Source organism: Streptomyces sp. E11-3, assembly GCF_046540415.1.
Classification (GTDB): domain Bacteria; phylum Actinomycetota; class Actinomycetes; order Streptomycetales; family Streptomycetaceae; genus Streptomyces.
The window spans coordinates 3131363-3149352 of record NZ_JAZGRL010000001.1; the positions used below are offsets into that span (position 1 = coordinate 3131363).

19 protein-coding genes are annotated in these 17990 nt (G+C 68.7%); 10 read left to right on the forward strand and 9 right to left on the reverse strand.

Annotated features, from left to right (window positions below):
* Positions 1-29: 29 nt before the first annotated feature.
* Positions 30-452, reverse strand: coding sequence for a PLD nuclease N-terminal domain-containing protein (locus U9R90_RS14230; RefSeq protein ID WP_411056800.1), 423 nt, complete (start codon positions 450-452; stop codon positions 30-32).
* Positions 453-540: 88 nt separating this feature from the next.
* Here U9R90_RS14230 and U9R90_RS14235 point away from each other — a divergent pair, with 88 nt between their 5' ends.
* Both U9R90_RS14235 and mqnP read left to right on the forward strand, forming a co-directional pair.
* Positions 541-1998, forward strand: coding sequence for a menaquinone biosynthesis decarboxylase (locus tag U9R90_RS14235; RefSeq protein WP_411056801.1), 1458 nt, complete (start codon positions 541-543; stop codon positions 1996-1998).
* On the forward strand, positions 1995-2900 hold the full coding sequence (gene mqnP, locus U9R90_RS14240) for a menaquinone biosynthesis prenyltransferase MqnP (RefSeq protein ID WP_411056802.1): 906 nt from the start codon (positions 1995-1997) through the stop codon (positions 2898-2900). Before U9R90_RS14235 ends, mqnP begins: the two co-directional genes overlap by 4 nt.
* Before the next feature lie 100 nt (positions 2901-3000).
* Here the strand turns inward: mqnP and U9R90_RS14245 are convergent, their stop codons facing one another.
* On the reverse strand, positions 3001-3522 hold the full coding sequence (locus tag U9R90_RS14245; RefSeq protein WP_411057740.1) for a rhomboid family intramembrane serine protease: 522 nt from the start codon (positions 3520-3522) through the stop codon (positions 3001-3003).
* Between the two features lie 242 nt (positions 3523-3764).
* Between U9R90_RS14245 and U9R90_RS14250 the strand changes: the two genes are divergently transcribed.
* From U9R90_RS14250 to U9R90_RS14285, 8 genes are all read left to right on the forward strand, one after another.
* Positions 3765-4463, forward strand: a complete 699-nt coding sequence (locus U9R90_RS14250; protein ID WP_411056803.1) for a UbiX family flavin prenyltransferase — start codon at positions 3765-3767, stop codon at positions 4461-4463.
* Positions 4464-4605: 142 nt separating this feature from the next.
* The gene (locus tag U9R90_RS14255) at positions 4606-5061 is read left to right on the forward strand and encodes an Lrp/AsnC family transcriptional regulator (RefSeq protein WP_411057741.1); all 456 of its coding nucleotides are present in this window, start codon (positions 4606-4608) and stop codon (positions 5059-5061) included.
* Between the two features lie 74 nt (positions 5062-5135).
* Positions 5136-6299: an aminofutalosine synthase MqnE gene (gene mqnE / locus U9R90_RS14260; protein WP_411056804.1), complete on the forward strand. Its 1164-nt coding sequence runs from the start codon at positions 5136-5138 to the stop codon at positions 6297-6299.
* A 249-nt stretch (positions 6300-6548) separates the two neighbouring features.
* Entirely contained in the window at positions 6549-7394 is an 846-nt protein-coding gene (locus U9R90_RS14265; protein ID WP_411057742.1) for a glycoside hydrolase family 19 protein, read from the forward strand.
* Positions 7395-7459: 65 nt separating this feature from the next.
* On the forward strand, positions 7460-7990 hold the full coding sequence (locus tag U9R90_RS14270; protein WP_411056805.1) for a GNAT family N-acetyltransferase: 531 nt from the start codon (positions 7460-7462) through the stop codon (positions 7988-7990).
* A 150-nt stretch (positions 7991-8140) separates the two neighbouring features.
* Positions 8141-8431 carry a DUF4229 domain-containing protein gene (locus U9R90_RS14275; protein ID WP_411057743.1) on the forward strand — a complete coding sequence of 97 codons (291 nt, stop codon included), beginning with the start codon at positions 8141-8143 and terminating at the stop codon, positions 8429-8431.
* A 441-nt stretch (positions 8432-8872) separates the two neighbouring features.
* Complete coding sequence (locus U9R90_RS14280; RefSeq protein ID WP_411056806.1) at positions 8873-10240, forward strand: dicarboxylate/amino acid:cation symporter; 1368 nt, start codon at positions 8873-8875, stop codon at positions 10238-10240.
* A 123-nt stretch (positions 10241-10363) separates the two neighbouring features.
* Positions 10364-10822 carry a nucleoside deaminase gene (locus U9R90_RS14285; RefSeq protein WP_411056807.1) on the forward strand — a complete coding sequence of 153 codons (459 nt, stop codon included), beginning with the start codon at positions 10364-10366 and terminating at the stop codon, positions 10820-10822.
* 15 nt (positions 10823-10837) lie between these two features.
* Here U9R90_RS14285 and U9R90_RS14290 read toward each other — a convergent pair whose 3' ends face one another.
* From U9R90_RS14290 to U9R90_RS14320, 7 genes are all read right to left on the reverse strand, one after another.
* A complete protein-coding gene (locus U9R90_RS14290; RefSeq protein ID WP_411056808.1) occupies positions 10838-11362 on the reverse strand; it encodes an SRPBCC domain-containing protein in 525 nt (174 codons plus the stop codon).
* Positions 11363-11409: 47 nt separating this feature from the next.
* A complete protein-coding gene (gene ccsB / locus U9R90_RS14295) occupies positions 11410-12477 on the reverse strand; it encodes a c-type cytochrome biogenesis protein CcsB (protein WP_411056809.1) in 1068 nt (355 codons plus the stop codon).
* Entirely contained in the window at positions 12474-14231 is a 1758-nt protein-coding gene (locus U9R90_RS14300; RefSeq protein ID WP_411056810.1) for a cytochrome c biogenesis protein ResB, read from the reverse strand. Before U9R90_RS14300 ends, ccsB begins: the two co-directional genes overlap by 4 nt.
* Before the next feature lie 3 nt (positions 14232-14234).
* Positions 14235-15020, reverse strand: a complete 786-nt coding sequence (locus U9R90_RS14305) for a cytochrome c biogenesis CcdA family protein (RefSeq protein ID WP_411056811.1) — start codon at positions 15018-15020, stop codon at positions 14235-14237.
* A 5-nt stretch (positions 15021-15025) separates the two neighbouring features.
* Positions 15026-15628: a TlpA family protein disulfide reductase gene (locus U9R90_RS14310; protein WP_411056812.1), complete on the reverse strand. Its 603-nt coding sequence runs from the start codon at positions 15626-15628 to the stop codon at positions 15026-15028.
* 112 nt (positions 15629-15740) lie between these two features.
* Positions 15741-16985, reverse strand: a complete 1245-nt coding sequence (locus U9R90_RS14315) for a hypothetical protein (protein ID WP_411056813.1) — start codon at positions 16983-16985, stop codon at positions 15741-15743.
* Positions 16986-17254: 269 nt separating this feature from the next.
* On the reverse strand, positions 17255-17902 hold the full coding sequence (locus U9R90_RS14320; RefSeq protein WP_411057744.1) for a histidine phosphatase family protein: 648 nt from the start codon (positions 17900-17902) through the stop codon (positions 17255-17257).
* Positions 17903-17990: the final 88 nt, after the last annotated feature.

Genomic DNA, 17990 nt, shown 5'->3' on the forward strand with positions numbered 1-17990 from the left:
CTGGGGGCGGGGACGGGGGCAGGAATGGGTCAGGGCTTCGGCGGCGCGTCCTCCGGCCCGCCGTTCTCGCGGCGCTTCATCTCCTCTTCACGGCGGCGCAGATCGGCCTCCCACTCCTTCAGGAGGTCGTCGTCCGGCTCGCCCGCTTCCTCCTTCTTGGCCTCGCCCGTCTCCTTCTTCCCCTTGCCGTCCTCCTCGCGGAGTGACTTCAGGAAGTCGGGGTTGTCGTCGGGCGCGACCCAGCCGCCGCTCCCGCCGGAGGCGCGCTGGACGGTGCGGTCCTTGCCGACGACCAGCCAGGAGATGGAGCCGACGAGCGGGAAGAGCAGGATCAGGATCGCCCACAGCGGCTTCGGGACATAGCGGACCTCCTGCTCATCGGTGGTGATGCAGTCGATGAACGCGTAGATGCTGAGTGCCAGTGGCACCAGGATCATCAGCACCCGGAGCATGAGGCGGTCCCCCTGAGCGTGGACATCGGGGCCACCGAAGCGGCCCCCCTGACAAGTCAAGAGTAGCGAGTAGCCGATACTGGACCCTATGGCTTACGACGATCTTCGCTCTCTGCTCCGCGCACTGGAGCGCGAGGGCGATCTCAAGCGCATCAAGGCCGAGGTCGACCCCCATCTGGAGGTCGGTGAGATCGTCGACCGGGTCCAGAAGTCCGGCGGCCCGGCCCTGCTCTTCGAGAACGTCCGCGGGTCGTCGATGCCGCTGGCGATGAACGTCTTCGGGACGGACCGCCGCCTGCTCAAGGCCCTCGGACTCAAGTCGTACGACGAGATCAGCGCGTCGATCGGCGGGCTGCTGAAGCCCGAGCTGCCGCACGGCTTCGTCGGGGTGCGGGAGGCCTTCGGGAAGCTCGCGAACATGACGCATGTGCCGCCGAAGAAGGTCAAGCCCGGCGCCGCCCCGGTCCAGGAGGTCGTCCTGCGGGGTGACGACGTCGACCTGGACCAGCTCCCGGCGCTGTTCACCTGGCCCGAGGACGGGGGTTCCTTCTTCAACCTCGGGCTGACCCACACCAAGCACCCCGAGACCGGCGTACGGAACCTGGGCCTGTACCGGCTGCAGCGGCACGACAAGCGCACCATCGGGATGCACTGGCAGATCCACAAGGACAGCCGCAACCACTACCAGGTCGCCGCCAAGCGGGGCGAGAAGCTGCCGATCGCAATCGCCTTCGGCGCGCCGCCCGCGGTCACCTACGCCTCCACGGCGCCGCTGCCCGGCGATATCGACGAGTACCTGTTCGCCGGGTTCGTGCAGGGCAAGCGGGTCGAGATGGTCGACTGCAAGACCGTGCCGCTCCAGGTACCGGCCAACGCCGAGGTGGTCCTGGAGGGCTGGCTGGAGCCGGGCGAGATGCTGCCTGAGGGCCCCTTCGGGGACCACACCGGCTTCTACACGCCGCAGGAGGACTTCCCGGCGCTGACCATCGACTGCGTCACCATGCGCAAGCGGCCGCTGCTGCAGTCGATCGTCGTGGGCCGCCCGCCGACCGAGGACGGCCCGCTGGGCCGGGCCACCGAGCGGTTCTTCCTCCCCCTGTTCAAGATCATCGTGCCGGATGTCGTGGACTACCACCTGCCCGAGGCGGGCGGCTTCCACAACTGCATGATCGTCTCGATCGACAAGAAGTACCCCAAGCACGCACAGAAGACCATGCACGCCATCTGGGGCGCGCACATGCTCTCGCTGGAGAAGCTGATCGTGGTGGTCGACTCCGACTGCGATGTACGCGACTACCACGAGGTGGCCTGGCGGGCCTTCGGCAACGTCGACTACGCCCGCGACCTGACCGTCGTCGAAGGCCCGGTCGACCACCTCGACCACGCCTCCTACCAGCAGTTCTGGGGCGGCAAGGCGGGCGTCGACGCCACCAAGAAGCTGCCCGAGGAGGGCTACACGCGAGACGGCGGCTGGCCGAACATGGTCGAGTCCGACCCGGACACGGCGGCCCTGGTGGACCGCCGCTGGAAGGAGTACGGCCTGTGAGCGCCGCCTCCGCCGCGATCCCACAGCCGAACAGCAGGGTGCGGGCCTTCCTGCGCCTGGTGATGATCGAGCACTCGGTCTTCGCCCTGCCCTTCGCGTATATCGCGGCGCTGACGGCGATGTTCCAGGTCGACAGGAACATCCACTGGGGGCGGCTGCTCCTGGTCACCCTCGCGATGGTCGGTCTGCGCACCTTCGCGATGGCCTGCAACCGCATCATCGACCGGGAGATCGACGCCCGTAACCCGCGCACGGCCGGCCGCGAGCTGGTCACCGGCGCGGTCTCGGTGCGGTCCGCCTGGACCGGCGCGCTGATCGCCCTCGCGGTCTTCCTGGGCGCCGCGGCCCTGCTGAACCCGCTGTGCCTGATCCTCGCCCCCTTCGCGGTGGTCCCGATGGTGGTCTATCCGTACGGGAAGCGGTTCACCGACTTCCCGCACGCGATCCTGGGCCTGGCCCAGGCGATGGGCCCGGTCGGCGCCTGGATCGCGATCACCGGTGAGTGGTCCTGGGACGCGGTGATCCTCGGCCTCGCGGTCGGCATCTGGATCGGCGGCTTCGACCTGATCTTCGCCTGCCAGGACGTGCAGGCCGACCGCGCCGAGGGCGTGCGGTCGGTCCCGGCCCGCTTCGGCATCCCGGCCGCGCTGTACGGCGCCCGGGCCTGCCATGTGGTGACCACGGCGCTGTTCGTCTGGTACGCCTTCGCCACGGAGGCGGGCGGGTTCTTCTGGTTCGGCCTGCTGATCGTGGGGGTGGCCTTCAGCTACGAGCACACGATCGTGCGGCCGCACGACATGTCCCGGCTGAACCGGGCCTTCTTCACCACCAACGGGTTCATCGGGATCTCGCTGTTCGTCTGCGCGCTGCTCGACCTGCTGGTGCGCGGGCTCACCCTCTGAGGGCACGCGTGCTCTGCGGGCACGGGTGCTCTGCGGGCACGAGTGCTCTGAGGGCACGCGTGGCGCACACCTGAGGCACACCGGTCCCCCGGCGCGCTGGTCAGCCGGGTGCGCGCCGGAACATGAACGCCGCGGCTATCCCGCCGAGCAGCCCGAAGAGGTGGCCCTGCCAGCTGATGCCGGGCGTGGTGGGCAGCACACCCCACAGCAGCGAGCCGTACAGCACACCGATCAGCAGCCCGACCAGGACGTCCCCGATGCGCCGGTCCACGAAGCCGCGCACCACCAGATAGCCGAAGAGCCCGAAGACGACACCGGACGCGCCCCCGGTGACCGAGTGCTCGGGCGCCGTGATCCACACCCCCAGGCCGCTGACCAGGATGATCACCACGGCGACGGCGAAGAACCGGCGCAGGCCCGAGAGCGCGGCGATAAAGCCGAGTATCAGCAGCGGCATGCTGTTCGCCGTGAGGTGGTCGAAGCCGAAGTGCACGAACGCGGCCGGGAAGATGTCGCGCAGCTCACCGAACTCGCGCGGCGATATCCCGAAGGTGTCCAGCGAGTTGTTCGTCGCCTGGTCGATGCCCTCCAGCAGCCACAGCAGCGCCAGCCAGCCGACCATGACAAAGGCCGCGGCCTTGACCCGCTGGCCACGCGTCTGCGGCCCTGGGCTCGCGGCCCCGCGCGGCCCGAACGGTCCGTACTGCCCGGAGGACCCGTGCGGTCCGTGCTCTCCGTATCCGTATGACATGGGCATCCCCCTATGCCTTGCCCCTGCCCGCCTTTGGCTTCCCTGCCTATCTTCTACCCTCTCAACGCGGGGAGCCTCGGCCCGGTTCCAACCCTGCGGATAGGCTCGGACGCGTGCAGCCAGCAGTCGAGCCAGTATCCGAACCGAGCGCCGGGCGCCGCCCCTGGGTGGTCGGTGTCTCCGGCGCGTCCGGGACGCCGTACGCCGCGGCCGTGCTGCGGGCGCTACTCGCGGCGGGCGAGAGCGTCGACTTGGTGGTGAGCCGCGCCTCGCGGCTCACGCTCCTGGACGAGACGGGCATCGCCTTCCGGGACGCGCACTGGCGAGACGACCTGCGCGCCTGGCTGGCCCGCGGCGCGGACGGCAAGCCCAGCACCTTCGACGCGGACCTCGGCGATCTCGCCGATGTGCGGTACTGGGCGGCCGGTGACCTGGCCGCCGGGCCCTCATCGGGCTCGTACGCCACCAAGGGCATGCTGATCGTGCCCGCGTCCACGGCGTGTGTGGCGGGTGTGGCGCTCGGGCTCTCCAAGGACCTGCTCCAGCGGGCGGCGAGCGTGACGCTCAAGGAGCGCCGACGCCTGGTGGTGGCGGTGCGCGAGACCCCGCTCAGCGGTCAGACGCTCAGACACCTGGTGACCCTGGACGAGGCGGGAGCCGTGGTGGCGCCCGCTTCCCCCGCGTTCTACGCCGGAGCGACCCATATCCAGGACCTGGTGGACTTCGTCGCCGGGCGGGTACTGGACGCGGCGGGGGTTGCACACGGCCTGTACCGCCGCTGGGAGGGAGAGCTCGGTGGCGGCTCTGTGTGATGACTCTTCGTGACGACCGGTGGCTGACGGCTAGCGCTCCTTGATCGTCTTTGCTACAAGATCCGCAGGGCGCTGGCCGAGCGTGCCTTATTTTCCCTACGTAGACTCGCGGGAACGCTGAACAATGGAAGGCTCCAGGCATATGGACGCGGTGGACAGGCAGCTCATTCAGGCCCTCAGGGAGAACGGCAGGGCCTCGTACGCCGAGCTCGGCCGACTGGTCGGCCTCTCGGGCCCCTCCGTCACGGATCGCATCAACCGCCTTGAGGCCGCGGGCGTCATCACCGGCTACCGCGCCACGGTCGACGCGGCGTCGCTCGGCCTCGGCGTCACCGCCCTGATCGGCATCTCCCTCTCGGACGCCGCCGACCACGAGGACGTGGCGCGCCGCCTCAAGGACCTCAGCGAGATCGAGGACGCCTGGTTCATCGCGGGCGACGACTCGTACATGCTCAAGGTGCGTGTCGGCGACGTGGACGGCCTGGAGAAGACGATCCGCCGCCTGAGCGGCACCAAGGGTGTGTCCCGTACGCGTACCACGATCGTGCTCTCCACCAAGTGGGAGAACCGGGTCGGGGAACTTCCCGAGGAAGGCTAGGCGTACCGTTGTCAGGGGCCCTGAAAGGTAAGGGACGGGGCCCCTGGGAACAGACACATGGGAGGCGCCGGGTAATGGACGCTGGACTCAAGCGCGAGCTCGAGGAGAAGGTCCGGGCCGGTGAGCGGCTGACTCGTGAGGACGGCATCGCGCTGTACGAGTCGGACGACCTGGCGTGGCTCGGCGGCCTCGCGCATGAGGTGCGGACGCGCAAGAACGGCGACGTCGTCCACTTCAACGTCAACCGCCACCTCAACATGACCAACGTGTGCACCGCGTCCTGCGCGTACTGCTCGTTCCAGCGCAAGCCGGGCGAGAAGGACGCGTACACCATGCGCATCGAGGAGGCCGTCCGGCTGGCCAAGGCCATGGAGGGCGAGAACCTCACCGAGCTGCACATCGTCAACGGTCTGCACCCGACGCTGCCCTGGCGCTATTACCCGCGCTCCCTGAAGGCCCTCAAGGAAGCCCTCCCCGAGGTCTCCCTCAAGGCCTTCACGGCGACCGAGATCCACCACTTCGAGACCATCTCGGGCCTGTCCGCGTCCGAGATCCTCGACGAGCTGATCGACGCGGGCCTGGAGTCGCTGACCGGCGGCGGCGCCGAGATCTTCGACTGGGAGGTCCGGCAGCACATCGTCGACCACCGCACCCACTGGGAGGACTGGTCGCGCATCCACCGCCTCGCGCACGAGAAGGGTCTGAAGACCCCGTGCACGATGCTGTACGGCCACATCGAGGAGCCCCGCCACCGCGTCGACCACGTGCTGCGGCTGCGTGAGCTGCAGGACGAGACCGGCGGCTTCCAGGTCTTCATCCCGCTGCGCTACCAGCACGACTTCGTGGACATGCAGGACGGCAAGGTCCGCAACAAGCTCCAGGCCCGTACGCAGATGGCGACCGGCGCCGAGGCGCTGAAGACCTTCGCGGTGTCGCGGCTGCTGTTCGACAACGTCCCGCACGTCAAGGTCTTCTGGGTGATGCACGGCGTGCAGACCGCCCAGCTGGCCCTGCAGCACGGCGCCGACGACATGGACGGCTCGGTCGTCGAGTACAAGATCACGCACGACGCGGACAACTACGGCACCCCGAACAAGCTGACCCGCGACGACCTCCTGGACCTGATCAGGGACGCGGGCTTCCGCCCGGTCGAGCGGAACACCAAGTACGAGGTCATCCGCGAGTACGAGGGCCCGGACGCCGAGCGGCGTGAGACGCCGCAGGCGATGCGGGTCTGAGGCGGAAGCCTCGGACGAGAGCCTGAAGAACTGAAGCGGCCCTGGCGACCAGGGCCGTTTTCTTTCTGTCCCGGTTCTTCCGCCTCGCCTCATGGTCTAGACCTTGACAGGTCCATACCATTGCGGTTCGCTCATCCTCCAGCTGTCCCCCACAGAACAGCTGCCCCCCACAGAGGATGTGATGACGTGTTACGTACGAGGCTGAGGTCTCTGCTCGCCGTCCTGGCCGCGGTCGCCTTCCTGGGCATCATGCTGCCCGTACTCACCGCCTCCACGGCCGCGGCCGCCGCCTGCGCGACCGCCTGGAACAGCACGGCGGTCTACACCAAGGACATGACTGTCTCCCACGGTGGCCACAACTGGGCCGCCAAGTGGTGGACCCAGAACGAGGAGCCCGGCACCACCGGCCAGTGGGGCGTCTGGGCCGACCGGGGAACCTGCGGCGGAGGAGGCGACGACGGCGGTGGTGACCCCTCCGGATTCGTCGTCTCCGAGGCGCAGTTCAACCAGATGTTCCCGGGCAGGAACAGCTTCTACACCTACAGCGGCCTGATCGACGCGATGAAGGCCCACCCCGCCTTCGCCAAGACCGGCAGCGAGACCACCCAGCGCCGCGAGGCGGCCGCCTTCCTGGCCAACGTCAGCCATGAGACCGGCGGACTCGTCCACATCGTCGAGCAGAACGAGGCGAACTACCCGCACTACTGCGACCGGAACCAGCCCTACGGATGCCCGGCCGGGCAGGCCGCCTACTACGGCCGCGGCCCGATCCAGCTCAGCTGGAACTTCAACTACAAGGCCGCCGGTGACGCACTCGGCATGGACCTGCTGAACAACCCCTGGCTGGTCGAGCGCGAAGCGAGCGTGGCCTGGAGTACCGGCCTCTGGTACTGGATGACCCAGAGCGGCCCCGGCACCATGTCCGGTCACACGGCGATGGTGAACGACCGCGGCTTCGGCGAGACGATCCGCTCCATCAACGGCGCCCTGGAGTGCGACGGGGGCAACCCCGCGCAGGTGCAGAGCCGGATCAACAAGTACCAGAGCTTCGTGCAGATCCTGGGCACCTCTCCGGGATCGAACCTGAGCTGCTGACCTGAGTGGGTACGCCGGGTCGGGCGCCCGACCCCCGACCCGGCGTTCCCTTTAGGGTCGTGTACATGGCTGACGCACTGACCTTTGAACTGGACCCCGCCGTCGGGCGCGAGCGCGGCGACGGGGTGCTCAACCTCTGGGCGGACGTGTCCAACGCCGACGGCGCCGTCGGATTCGTACCGCCCGTGACACCGGAGGACATCCGGCCCGAGTGGGTCAAGCACCTGGTCGCCATGGCCGAGGGCAGGACCCGGCTGCTCGTCGGGTACGACGCGGAGGGCGAGGTCGCGGCGACCGCGTTCTTCTCGTACAACACCCACCGTCTGATGCGGCACTGGGTCTGGCTCTACACGGTGATGGTGCACCCGCGCCACCACGGCAAGGGGTACGGACGCGACCTGATGCGGGCCGTCGAGAACGCGGCCCGCGGCTTCGACGGCATCGACGCGATACGGCTCACCTGCCGGGGCGGCACCGGGGTCGACCGGTTCTACGCCTCCTGCGGGTACAAGGAGGTCGGGCGGGTGCCCGGCATGATCCGCGTGGCGCCCGGCGACGACCGGGACGACATCACCATGCTTCTGACCCTGAGCTGAACCCCTGGACTGACCCCCTGGACCGACGAGCACCTGCCTGCCGTTGATCAAAACGGGCGTGCTTCACTTGTCGGGCAGGAACCAGCCGTACGAGCAGAGAGAAGGCCAGCCGTGGCACCCAAGCCGAGCGCCACCGTCCGCTACACCGCGATGCGCCTGGGCATCTTCGCCGGCTGCTTCCTGGCGATCTGGGGCCTGGTCTACGTCGGCGCGCTGCCGGCCGGGCTCGGCGACTCCAACCTGCTGTGGGTGCTGCTCCTCTCGATCGCCGTGTCGGCGCCGCTCAGCTTCGTCCTGCTGCGCGCCCAGCGCGAGGAGATGTCCGTCCAGATCGTCGACAAGGTCGACCGGACCAAGGCCAAGCTGAACGAGAACCGCAGCATGGAGGACGCCGTACTGGACGCGGAGGACGCCTCCCGCGCACAGGGCTCGACCTCGTGAGCGCCTCGTAAGCACCTCGCAAGAACCGCGTGAGCACCGCGTAAGCACTCCGTAAGCTTCGTCACACGCGCGCACGCCCCAGAACCGGAGCCACCCGCTCCTGTCCTGGGGCGTTGCACATTTCGGCCCCTCTCAGCACACTCCCGGCACGCCTTCATCCCAAAGAAGAGCTTTGATGTTCTCAAAGTTCAGGTGTTAACGTTATCGACATGAAGACAGCAGCCGCGCACCGCACAGCCATGAGCGTCCCGCTCGTGGCGCGCCTGCATGTCGATCTCTGCCGCTGCATGTCCGCGACCTGTTGTCGCCGCGTCTGACAAGCACCAGCGACATCACGCAGCGGCGCCGCTGACCCTTCGCGGCCCGGCCGTCGCTCCCGTACGTCCCCAGTCCATCCCCCGCGCCCCCGTGTGCCCCGCGCGTCTCCACCGGAGTGTGTCCGTGTCCGCGAACGTCAAGTCCGCCGCCGAGAAGCCCGCAGGCTTCCGCATATCGAAGATCCCCTTCTGGGCCCAGATCCTGGGCGGTCTGGTCCTCGGTGTGCTGCTCGGCTGGCTGGCCCGCAGCCAGGATGTGTCCTGGCTGGTCACCACCCTCGACAAGGTCGGCGGCATCTTCGTCCAGCTGCTGAAGCTGGCCGTCGCCCCGCTCGTCTTCTTCGCCATCCTGGTGTCGATCACCAACCTGCGTAAGGTCAACAACGCCGCCAGGCTGGCCGCCCAGACCCTGGTCTGGTTCATGATCACCTCGCTGATCGCGGTGGGCATCGGCCTCACCATCGGCCTGCTCACCAACCCGGGCGCCGGCACCGGTCTCACCCCGAAGGACGGCGCGGCCCCGGACAACACCGGGTCCTGGATCGACTTCCTCACCGGGATCGTCCCCACCGACGTCATCACGCCGTTCACCGAGCTCAACGTCCTGCAGATCGTCTTCATGGCCGCAGTCGCCGGTATCGCCGTCCTGAAGATCGGCGAGACGGCCAAGCCGATCCTCGACCTCAGCGAGTCCGTACTCGCTCTGCTGCAGAAGGCCCTGTGGTGGGTCATCCGGCTCTCCCCGATCGGCACCGTCGGCCTCATCGGCTACGCCATCGCCACCTACGGCTGGGACCTGATCGGCAAGTACGCCACGTTCACGGCCGACATCTACATCGGCTGCGCCCTGGTGATGTTCGGCGTCTACCCGCTGCTGCTCGCCACCGTCGCCAAGGTCAACCCGGTGCAGTTCTTCAAGGGCGCCTGGCCCGCGATCCAGCTGGCCTTCGTCTCCCGCTCCTCGGTCGGCACCATGCCGGTCACCCAGAAGGTCACCGAGCGGCTCGGCGTGCCGAAGGAGTACACCTCCTTCGCGGTGCCGTTCGGCGCCACCACCAAGATGGACGGCTGCGCCGCGATCTACCCGGCGATCGCCGCGATCTTCGTCGCGCAGATCTTCGATGTGCAGCTCGGCATCAAGGAATACCTGCTCATCGCCTTCGTCTCGGTGGTCGGCTCGGCCGCAACGGCCGGTCTGACCGGCGCCACGGTGATGCTGACCCTGACGCTGTCGACGCTGGGTCTGCCGATGGAGGGCGTGGGTCTGCTGCTCGCCATCGACCCGATCCTGGACATGGTCCGTACGGCGACGAACGTGGCCGGACAGGCGCTGGTCCCGGTGATCGTCTCGGCCCGCGAGAACATCCTGGACCGCACGGCGTACGACACCGCGACGAGCTTCGACATCAACGACGTGGAGGACGCCGCTTCGGCGGAGTCCGAGGTCACGGTCGAGGACGAGGACGAGCGCAAGGTGGCCGTTCCCGCGTAACGCATCACGGACGCCTTCAGGCCGGGCCCCTGACCCTTGTCGGTCGGGGGCCCGGCCCCTTTCGTGCGCACACCAGGCCACCGGCTTCGTGCGCACCAGCCCACCGGCGGGCAGAATCCCCGTATGGACGAGGCACAGGCCCGCGCATGGCTCGCGACCGCCGTGGCCGAGGCCGAGCGCGGGCTCGCCGAGGGCGGCATCCCCATCGGCGCCGCCCTCTACGGCGCGGACGGCACCCTGCTGGGGCGCGGCCACAACCGCCGCGTCCAGGACGGCGACCCCTCTCTGCACGCGGAGACGGCGGCGTTCCGGGACGCCGGGCGGCAGCGCTCGTACCGCGGGACCACCATGGTCACGACGCTCTCGCCCTGCTGGTACTGCAGCGGTCTGGTGCGCCAGTTCGGCATCTCACGGGTGGTCGTCGGCGAGGCGAGGACCTTCCAGGGCGGGCACGAGTGGCTGGCCGAGCACGGTGTCGAGATCGTCGTCCTGGACGACCCGCGGTGCGCGGCGCTGATGAAGGACTTCGTCGCCGCCCGTCCGGAGCTCTGGTACGAGGACATCGGCAGGCCAGATCAGTAGCTCACGGCGTGCGGCTCACGGCGCCGCCGCGTACGCGTCCCTGAGCTGCTGCCAGCGGTCGCGGGACCAGTTCGCCCAGGCCGCCGCGTCCATGGGCTGCCCGTCCAGCGCATGGATCAGGTACTCGAAGTGCTGGTGCCACCCGGCCAGACTGTCGAGCCGCAGCGCGTCGTCGCCCCGGAACTCGTTGGTGAAGCGGAGCGTCGTCGCGCCCAGCCCGAGGGTTTCCAGATGGAAGCGCACCCGGCCGTGCAGGCCGTCGAAGGTGTACTCGGCGATCCGCTCCACGTCCCAGGCGGTGATCCGGCCGGAGTACGTGGCCCGCTCGCCCTCGGCGTCGACGTTCAGCCAGCGCAGCGTGACCGCGCCGCCGAGACGCGGCTCAAGTTCGTCCGCCGCGGCGAGCCATCCGGGCAAGCCGCCGGCGGTCGCCACGGCCGTCCACACCTCCTCCACCGGGTGCGGAAGGTGCAGCTCGAAGTGGAGGTGCTGGATCTCGCCCGCCGTCCTGCTGGTGCCCTGCCCGATCGTTCCGGTCATGGCACCAGCGTCCCTCGCACGGCGGGTTCACGCACCCCTGGAGGGGCCTACGCGTACGAGTGCAGGCCGCTCAGGACCATGTTCACGCCGTAGTAGTTCCACAGCCAGGTCACGAAGGCGAACAGCCCCAGGTACGCGGCCTTGCGGCCCTTCCAGCCCGCGGTCGCGCGCGCGTGCAGGTAGCAGGCGTACACGGCCCAGGTCACGAAGGACCAGACCTCCTTGGGGTCCCAGTTCCAGTAGCGGCCCCAGGCCTCGCCCGCCCAGATCGCGCCCGCGATGATCGTGAAGGTCCACAGCGGGAAGACCGCGGCGTTCACCCGGTAGGCGAACTTGTCGAGGGTGGCGGCCGACGGCAGCCGGGACAGCACCGAGCGGGCGAACGAGCCGGGCTCGCCGCCGCGCGCCAGCTTGGCCTCGTACGAGTCGCGGAAGAGGTAGAGCAGCGTGCCGACCGCGCCCATGTAGAAGATTGCGCCGCAGAAGATCGCGGTGGAGACGTGGATGTACAGCCAGTACGAGTCCAGGGCCGGGACCAGCTGGTCGCTGGCGGTGTACAGCCAGGTGGTGGCGATGCCCAGGTCGAGCAGGACCGTGGTGACCAGGACCAGGCCCATCCAGCGGACGTTCTTCTTGGCGGCCAGCAGGCCGAGGTACACGCCGACCGCGACCGTCGAGAAGGTGATGGAGAACTCGTACATGTTGCCCCACGGCGCGCGCTGCACCGACAGGGCGCGGGTGACCACGCCGGACGCCGCGACCAGGAAGCCGAGGACGGTGAGCGACACGGCGATCCGGCCGTACAGGTCGCCCTTCTCGGTGCCGCCGTGCGCGCCGGGCCCGTCCGCGACGTCCCGGCTGCCCGCGGCCGAGCGGGTGACGACCTTGGGGCGCTCCAGGACCGCGGTACCGCCGCCCGCCTGCTTGACCTGTACGGCCGGGGCGGTGCTTTCGCTGGTGAGGGCCGCCGCGGTGCGGCCGACCTTGCTGCGGCTGCCGAAGGTCCACTCGGCGATATGGGCGAGGAAGGCCAGGGTGTAGACGGCCATGGCGGACTTGATCAGCACATCGCTGATCATCGCCAGGTTCTCGTTGGTGGCGGCGGCGAGAGTCACTTCTCAGCCCCTTCGGCAGGGTCGGCAGGAACTTCTGCGGAGTTGTCGGGGTGGTCGGCGGGTTCGGGCGCTGGCTCGGTCTCGGGCTCTTGCGCTGGCTCGGGCGCGGTCGGCGCCCGCTCGTGCAGCGTGGCGGCCAGGTCGGCCAGCTCCTCCGGCAGCTTCGCGGACTCGCTGCGCCCCAGACCCGCCATCTCGACGACGGTCACCCCGTCCGCGCCGCGTACGGCACGGACCCAGACCCGGCGCCGCTGGATGAACAGCGAGCCGACCAGACCCGCGAGCGCGGCGACCGCGCCGAACAGCGCGAGGTTGTTGCCCGGCTGCTGGGAGACCTGGAAGGAGGCCCATTCCTTGAGCTCCTTCTCGTACGTGATCGAGCCCGCGCCGTCCGGGAGTTCCAGGGTCTCGCCGGGCAGCATCCGCTTCTTCAGCAGCTCCCCGTTCTTGTCCTTGAACTCCTTCATCTTGGTGGTGTCCAGCTGGTACACGTTCTGCGGCAGCCCGGAGTCGACGCCCAGGCTGCCGTGGTACGCGGACAGCGCGAGCACCGGGAAGTCGGGGGCCGGGAACTGCGAGAACATCTCGCCCTTGCCGGAGCCCGCGAACGTCGGCACGAAGAAGGCGTTGAAGCCGAGCTGGTCCTTCTCGCCGTTCTTGTCGCGGTAGCCGTCCATCACCTTGATCGCGCCGGTCGAGGTGACGTTGGCGTCGATCGGCAGCAGCGGGACCGCGCCCGTGAAGACGACCTTGCCCCGGCCGTCCTTGACGGTGACGACCGGTGCGTAGCCGTGGCTGATCAGGTAGACCTTCGAGCCCCCCACCATGAGGGGCTTGTTGACCTTGATGACCTTCTTCTTCTCCGGCCCGTCCACCCCTTCGGTGTAGGTGACGTGTGCCTCGAAGGTGCGCGGGGTGCCGGTCTGCGGTCCTGACCTCTCGTACGTCCCCTCGAAGCGGTCGAGGCGGAAGCTGAACGGCTCCAGGTCCTCGGCGTCGAAGAGGGTGCCGGGCTTGAAGTCGTCGTACAGCGGGATCGTGTTGGAGAAACCGTCGCCCTCGACGATCAGCTTGCCGCCCTCGGACTTGAACAGCGAGCCGACGGCGAAGGCCACCAGGATCACGATCAGCGCGATATGGAAGACCAGGTTCCCGGCCTCGCGCAGATACCCCTTCTCGGCGGCGACCGCGTCCCCGGCCGGGTCGGCGCGGAAGCGGCGCTTCCTGAGCATCGAGAGGGCGGCTTCGCGTACGTGCTCGGGCTCGGCCTCGGTGCGCCAGGTCACGTACGCGGGCAGCCGGGTGAGGCGCTTGGGGGCGCCCGGCGGGCGGCCGCGGAGCTGGCCGACGAACTGCCAGGAGCGCGGGACGATACAGCCGATCAGCGAGACGAACAGCAGGATGTAGATCGCCGAGAACCACACCGAGCTGTAGACGTCGAACAGCTGGAACTTCTCGTAGAACTCCGAGAGTCCCGGGTTGTTGTCCTTGAAGGCCTGGGTCTTGAATTCGTCGACGTTGTTCTGCGGGACCAGCGAGCCGGGGATCGCGGCGAGCGAGAGCAGGAAGAGCAGGATCAGCGCGACCCGCATCGAGGTCAGCTGCCGCCAGATCCAGCGGAACCAGCCGATGACGCCCAGCGTGGGCAGGTTCGGCGGCTCCTCGTTCGGCGTGGTGGAGAGCTGGGACCCGGCGGCGCCCAGCTCCCGCTCGTCGCTTGCCTGGCCGGCCGTGTCGGCCGCTGTCTTGGTCATCGATCAGATCCCCACAGTGAAGCCGGACGACCAGACCTGCATCTCCTGAACGATGCGGTCCCAGGCGCCCGTGACGAGCAGCAGGCCGGTCGCGATCATCATCACGCCGCCGATCCGCATCACCCAGACGTAATGCCGCTTGAACCAGGCGAAGGCGCCGAGCGCCCGTCGGAACGCGACGGCGGCCAGAATGAACGGCAGCCCGAGTCCCAGGCAGTACGCGACGGTCAGTATGGCGCCGCGGCCCGCGCTGGCCTCGTTGAAGGCGAGCGTGTTGACCGCTGCCAGGGTCGGGCCGATGCACGGGGTCCAGCCGATACCGAAGAGCACGCCCAGCATCGGGGCGCCCATCAGACCGGCCGTCGGGCGCTTGTGGAAGCGGAACTCCCGCTGGGTGAGCCAGGGCATCGCGCCCATGAAGAACAGGCCCATGACGATGGTCAGCGCGCCCAGGACCCGCGAGATGACCTCGCGGTGTTCCAACAGGGTCGAGCCGAAGCCGCCGAACAGCGCGCCGCCGGAGACGAAGACGAAGGTGAAGCCGAGCACGAAGAGCCCGGCTCCGGCCGCCATCCGGCCGCGTCTGGCCTGCTCCAGGTCGGCGCCGCTGACGCCGGTGACGTACGAGAGGTAGCCCGGCACCAGCGGCAGCACGCACGGCGAGAAGAACGAGACGAGGCCGCCGAGCAGGGCGATCGGCAGGGCGAGCAGCAACGCGCCGCCGAGCACGGTCTGGTTCGGCTCGGTGATCGCGGCGAGGTTCTGGGCCGCTTCGGCAGCTACGTGCACGGGGGTCACTTCTCCGCGATCAGCGGGTCGATCATCTTGTGCAGCTGCTTGTCGTTGATGGCCTGCATCGCGCGGGCGGCGATCTTGCCCTCGCGGTCGATGACGATCGTGGTGGGGATGGACTGCGGGTTCAGGCTGCCCTTGGGGAAGCGCAGCAGGAGCTTGCCGACGGGGTCGTACAGGCTCGGGTAGGGGACCTCGTAGTCCTTCTCGAACTCGATCGCCGGGCCCTTGTTGACGTCGCGGGTGTTGATCCCGACGAACTCCACGCCCTGGTCCTTGGTCTCCTTGGAGACCTTGGCCAGGTACTTCGCCTCGGCCCTGCAGGGCGAGCACCAGGAGCCCCAGACATTGACCACGAGGACCTTGCCCTTGTAGTCGGTGGTGTCGAGCTGCTCGCCGTCCAGGGTCTCGCCGTCGAGCTTGGGTGCTTCCTTGCGGTCACCCTTGGCGGCCGTGGAGATGCCGTCCTTGCCCGCGACGAAGTTGGTGTTGCCCGATCCGCCACCCTGGGCGTCGCCGGTGCAGGCCGTCAGGGTGAGCGCACCGGCCGCGGCCAGGGCGACGACGGCCGGAAGGGTGCGTCGGGGGGCGCGGCTAAAGCTCATGTGAAAAGTTTCGCATGACCGTTTCGCGGATCTTGGGCGCCCCCCGGTAGGTACGGAACGCCCTGTTCAGGCCCTGCTCGGGCGGGCTGGGGGCCGGGTGGGACCGGCCTGGTCAGGCGGCTTGCAGATTCTTCCAGCCACCCGTCGGGCGCTGGCCGACCTCCAGCGTACGCAGCTGGGCGAGTACCTGGGGGTCCTGGACGTCGAGCCAGTCCACGAACTGCCGGAAGGAGACCAGGCGTACGTCCTTCTTGTCCGCCATGGCCTTGAGTGCCGCCTCGACCGCGTCCATGTAGATGCCGCCGTTCCACTCCTCGAAGTGGTTGCCGATGAAGAACGGGGCGCGGTTGCCTTCGTAGGCGCGCTTGAATCCGGCGAGGTAGGACTCGGTCGCCTGCTTGCGCCAGGCCGGGTAGTTGTGGGGCGGCGCCTTGGTGGTGTTCTGCGACTGGTTGGCCAGGATGTTGTAGTCCATCGAGAGCACCTCGAAGCTGTGCCCGGGGAACGGCATGGCCTGCAGCGGCAGGTCCCAGATGCCCTGCTTCTTCGTCGGCCAGACCTGGCGGCCGCCGGACGAGGAGGCGTCGTAGCGCCAGCCGAGCTTGCGGGCGGTGGGCAGCAGCTTGTCCTGGCCGAGCAGGCAGGGCGTACGGCCGCCGACGAGCTCCTTGTCGTAGTCGAAGGGCAGCGAGGGCAGGTCGGTCCAGCCCGTGTTCGTACGCCACTCCTTGACGAAGGCCTTGGCCTGCTCGGTCTCGTCCAGCCACTGGGCCGGGGTCCAGTTCCCGACCGATCCCGAGCCCGCGCAGAAGTGCCCGTTGAAGTGGGTGCCGATCTCGTGGCCTTCGAGCCACGCCTGGCGTACGTACTTCAGCGTGGCCTTGATGTTCTCGTCCTTGAGATAGCCGATGTCGGACGCGCCGACGGCGTTGTTCGGCGGACGGTACAGCCGCTTCTTGGACTCGGGCAGCAGGTACAGGCCCGAGAGGAAGAAGGTCATGTGCGCGTCGTGCTCGGCGGCGAGCTTCAGGAAGCGCGGGAAGAGGCCGTTGCCGACCTCGCCCGCACCGTCCCAGGAGAAGATCACGAACTGCGGCGGGGTCTCGCCGGGCTGGAGGGGGGCGGGCGCCGGGGGTTGCTTCGGCTGCTTTCCGGTGTACGAGGTGGAACCGTCACCGATGGTCCGCCCCTCTTGCAGGGCGCCGGCCGGACCTTCGTCGGTCCGGCCGGTCTGCTCCGCCTCCGGCTTGGCCTTCGACGTGGTCTTCGTGTCGCCGCTGCCACAGCCGGCGACCCCGACCGCCGCCGCGGCACCAAGTCCCAGACCGATGAGTCCCCTTCGGCTGATATCGCGCATTGCGTCCCCATTCGTCGTGCCCGCATCCATGTGAAATGGACACCCCTCAAGAGGGCGCGATGAACGTGACGGTTCCAGAAATCAGCGCAAACTTCCGGCATGTACTGAGAGTTCGCAAAGGTCAGCAATGCGTCAGGGGAGGCCGAATGTCCCTTATGGCCTCTGGGCCTACCGCCTTTGCTCTCTGACCCCTTGCTCGCCGGCCCCTTGCTCGCCGGCCCCTTGCTCGCTGGCCCCTTTGCTCACTAGTCGCCGGCTCCCGGCCTTCCTTACGCTCCGAAGGCCTTGTCCTTCCCCTTCACCGGCTTGGCTCCGGCGAGCAGATGGGGCGGGACGAGGTCGCGGGCCGGTTCGGTGTACCCGACCGAGACGATCTTGTCGCCGCGGTAGGTGAAGGTGGTCAGGGACGCGAGCGTGCACTGCCGCTTGCGCGGGTCGTGCCAGAGCCGCCGCCGCTCGACGAAGCTGCGCACGATCCAGACGGGCAGCTGATGCGAGACACACACCGCCTCATGGCCGCGGGCGGCGTCCTTCGCGGCGTCCAGGGCCCCCATCATCCGTACGACCTGATCGACGTACGGCTCACCCCAGGACGGCTTGACCGGGTTGACCAGGTACTTCCAGTTGCCCGGGTTCTTCAGGGCGCCGTCGCCGACACCGAAGGTCTTGCCCTCGAAGACGTTCTCCGCCTCGATCAGACGACCGTCCGTGGCCAGGTCGAGGCCGTGCACCTTGGCGATCGGGGCGGCGGTCTCCTGGGCACGCTCCAGCGGCGAGGCGACCACATGCGTGATGTCACGGGAGGAGAGGTGCTCGGCGACCCGGTCGGCCATCTGCCGTCCCAGCTCGGAGAGGTGGTAGCCGGGCAGCCGCCCGTACAGGACACCCTCCGGGTTGTGCACCTCGCCGTGCCGCATCAGATGGACGACGGTCAGATCGTCGTCGCTCCTGCCGATGCCGTCACCCTTGCCGGTGCCGTCTCTCTTGCCGGTGCCGTTCGCGGAG

What these genes read in the sequence shown, in the direction of transcription:
- U9R90_RS14235 (WP_411056801.1), top strand. Translation starts at nt 541, where the DNA reads ATGGCTTACGACGATCTTCGCTCTCTGCTCCGCGCACTGGAGCGCGAG.
- U9R90_RS14230 (WP_411056800.1), bottom strand. Translation starts at nt 452, where the DNA reads ATGCTCCGGGTGCTGATGATCCTGGTGCCACTGGCACTCAGCATCTAC.
- U9R90_RS14275 (WP_411057743.1), top strand. Translation starts at nt 8,141, where the DNA reads ATGCGCCTGGGCATCTTCGCCGGCTGCTTCCTGGCGATCTGGGGCCTG.
- U9R90_RS14255 (WP_411057741.1), top strand. Translation starts at nt 4,606, where the DNA reads ATGGACGCGGTGGACAGGCAGCTCATTCAGGCCCTCAGGGAGAACGGC.
- U9R90_RS14320 (WP_411057744.1), bottom strand. Translation starts at nt 17,902, where the DNA reads ATGCGGCACGGCGAGGTGCACAACCCGGAGGGTGTCCTGTACGGGCGG.
- U9R90_RS14310 (WP_411056812.1), bottom strand. Translation starts at nt 15,628, where the DNA reads ATGAGCTTTAGCCGCGCCCCCCGACGCACCCTTCCGGCCGTCGTCGCC.
- mqnE (WP_411056804.1), top strand. Translation starts at nt 5,136, where the DNA reads ATGGACGCTGGACTCAAGCGCGAGCTCGAGGAGAAGGTCCGGGCCGGT.
- U9R90_RS14300 (WP_411056810.1), bottom strand. Translation starts at nt 14,231, where the DNA reads ATGACCAAGACAGCGGCCGACACGGCCGGCCAGGCAAGCGACGAGCGG.
- U9R90_RS14315 (WP_411056813.1), bottom strand. Translation starts at nt 16,985, where the DNA reads ATGCGCGATATCAGCCGAAGGGGACTCATCGGTCTGGGACTTGGTGCC.
- U9R90_RS14245 (WP_411057740.1), bottom strand. Translation starts at nt 3,522, where the DNA reads ATGGTCGGCTGGCTGGCGCTGCTGTGGCTGCTGGAGGGCATCGACCAG.
- U9R90_RS14290 (WP_411056808.1), bottom strand. Translation starts at nt 11,362, where the DNA reads ATGACCGGAACGATCGGGCAGGGCACCAGCAGGACGGCGGGCGAGATC.
- U9R90_RS14285 (WP_411056807.1), top strand. Translation starts at nt 10,364, where the DNA reads ATGGACGAGGCACAGGCCCGCGCATGGCTCGCGACCGCCGTGGCCGAG.
- U9R90_RS14265 (WP_411057742.1), top strand. Translation starts at nt 6,549, where the DNA reads ATGCTGCCCGTACTCACCGCCTCCACGGCCGCGGCCGCCGCCTGCGCG.
- U9R90_RS14270 (WP_411056805.1), top strand. Translation starts at nt 7,460, where the DNA reads ATGGCTGACGCACTGACCTTTGAACTGGACCCCGCCGTCGGGCGCGAG.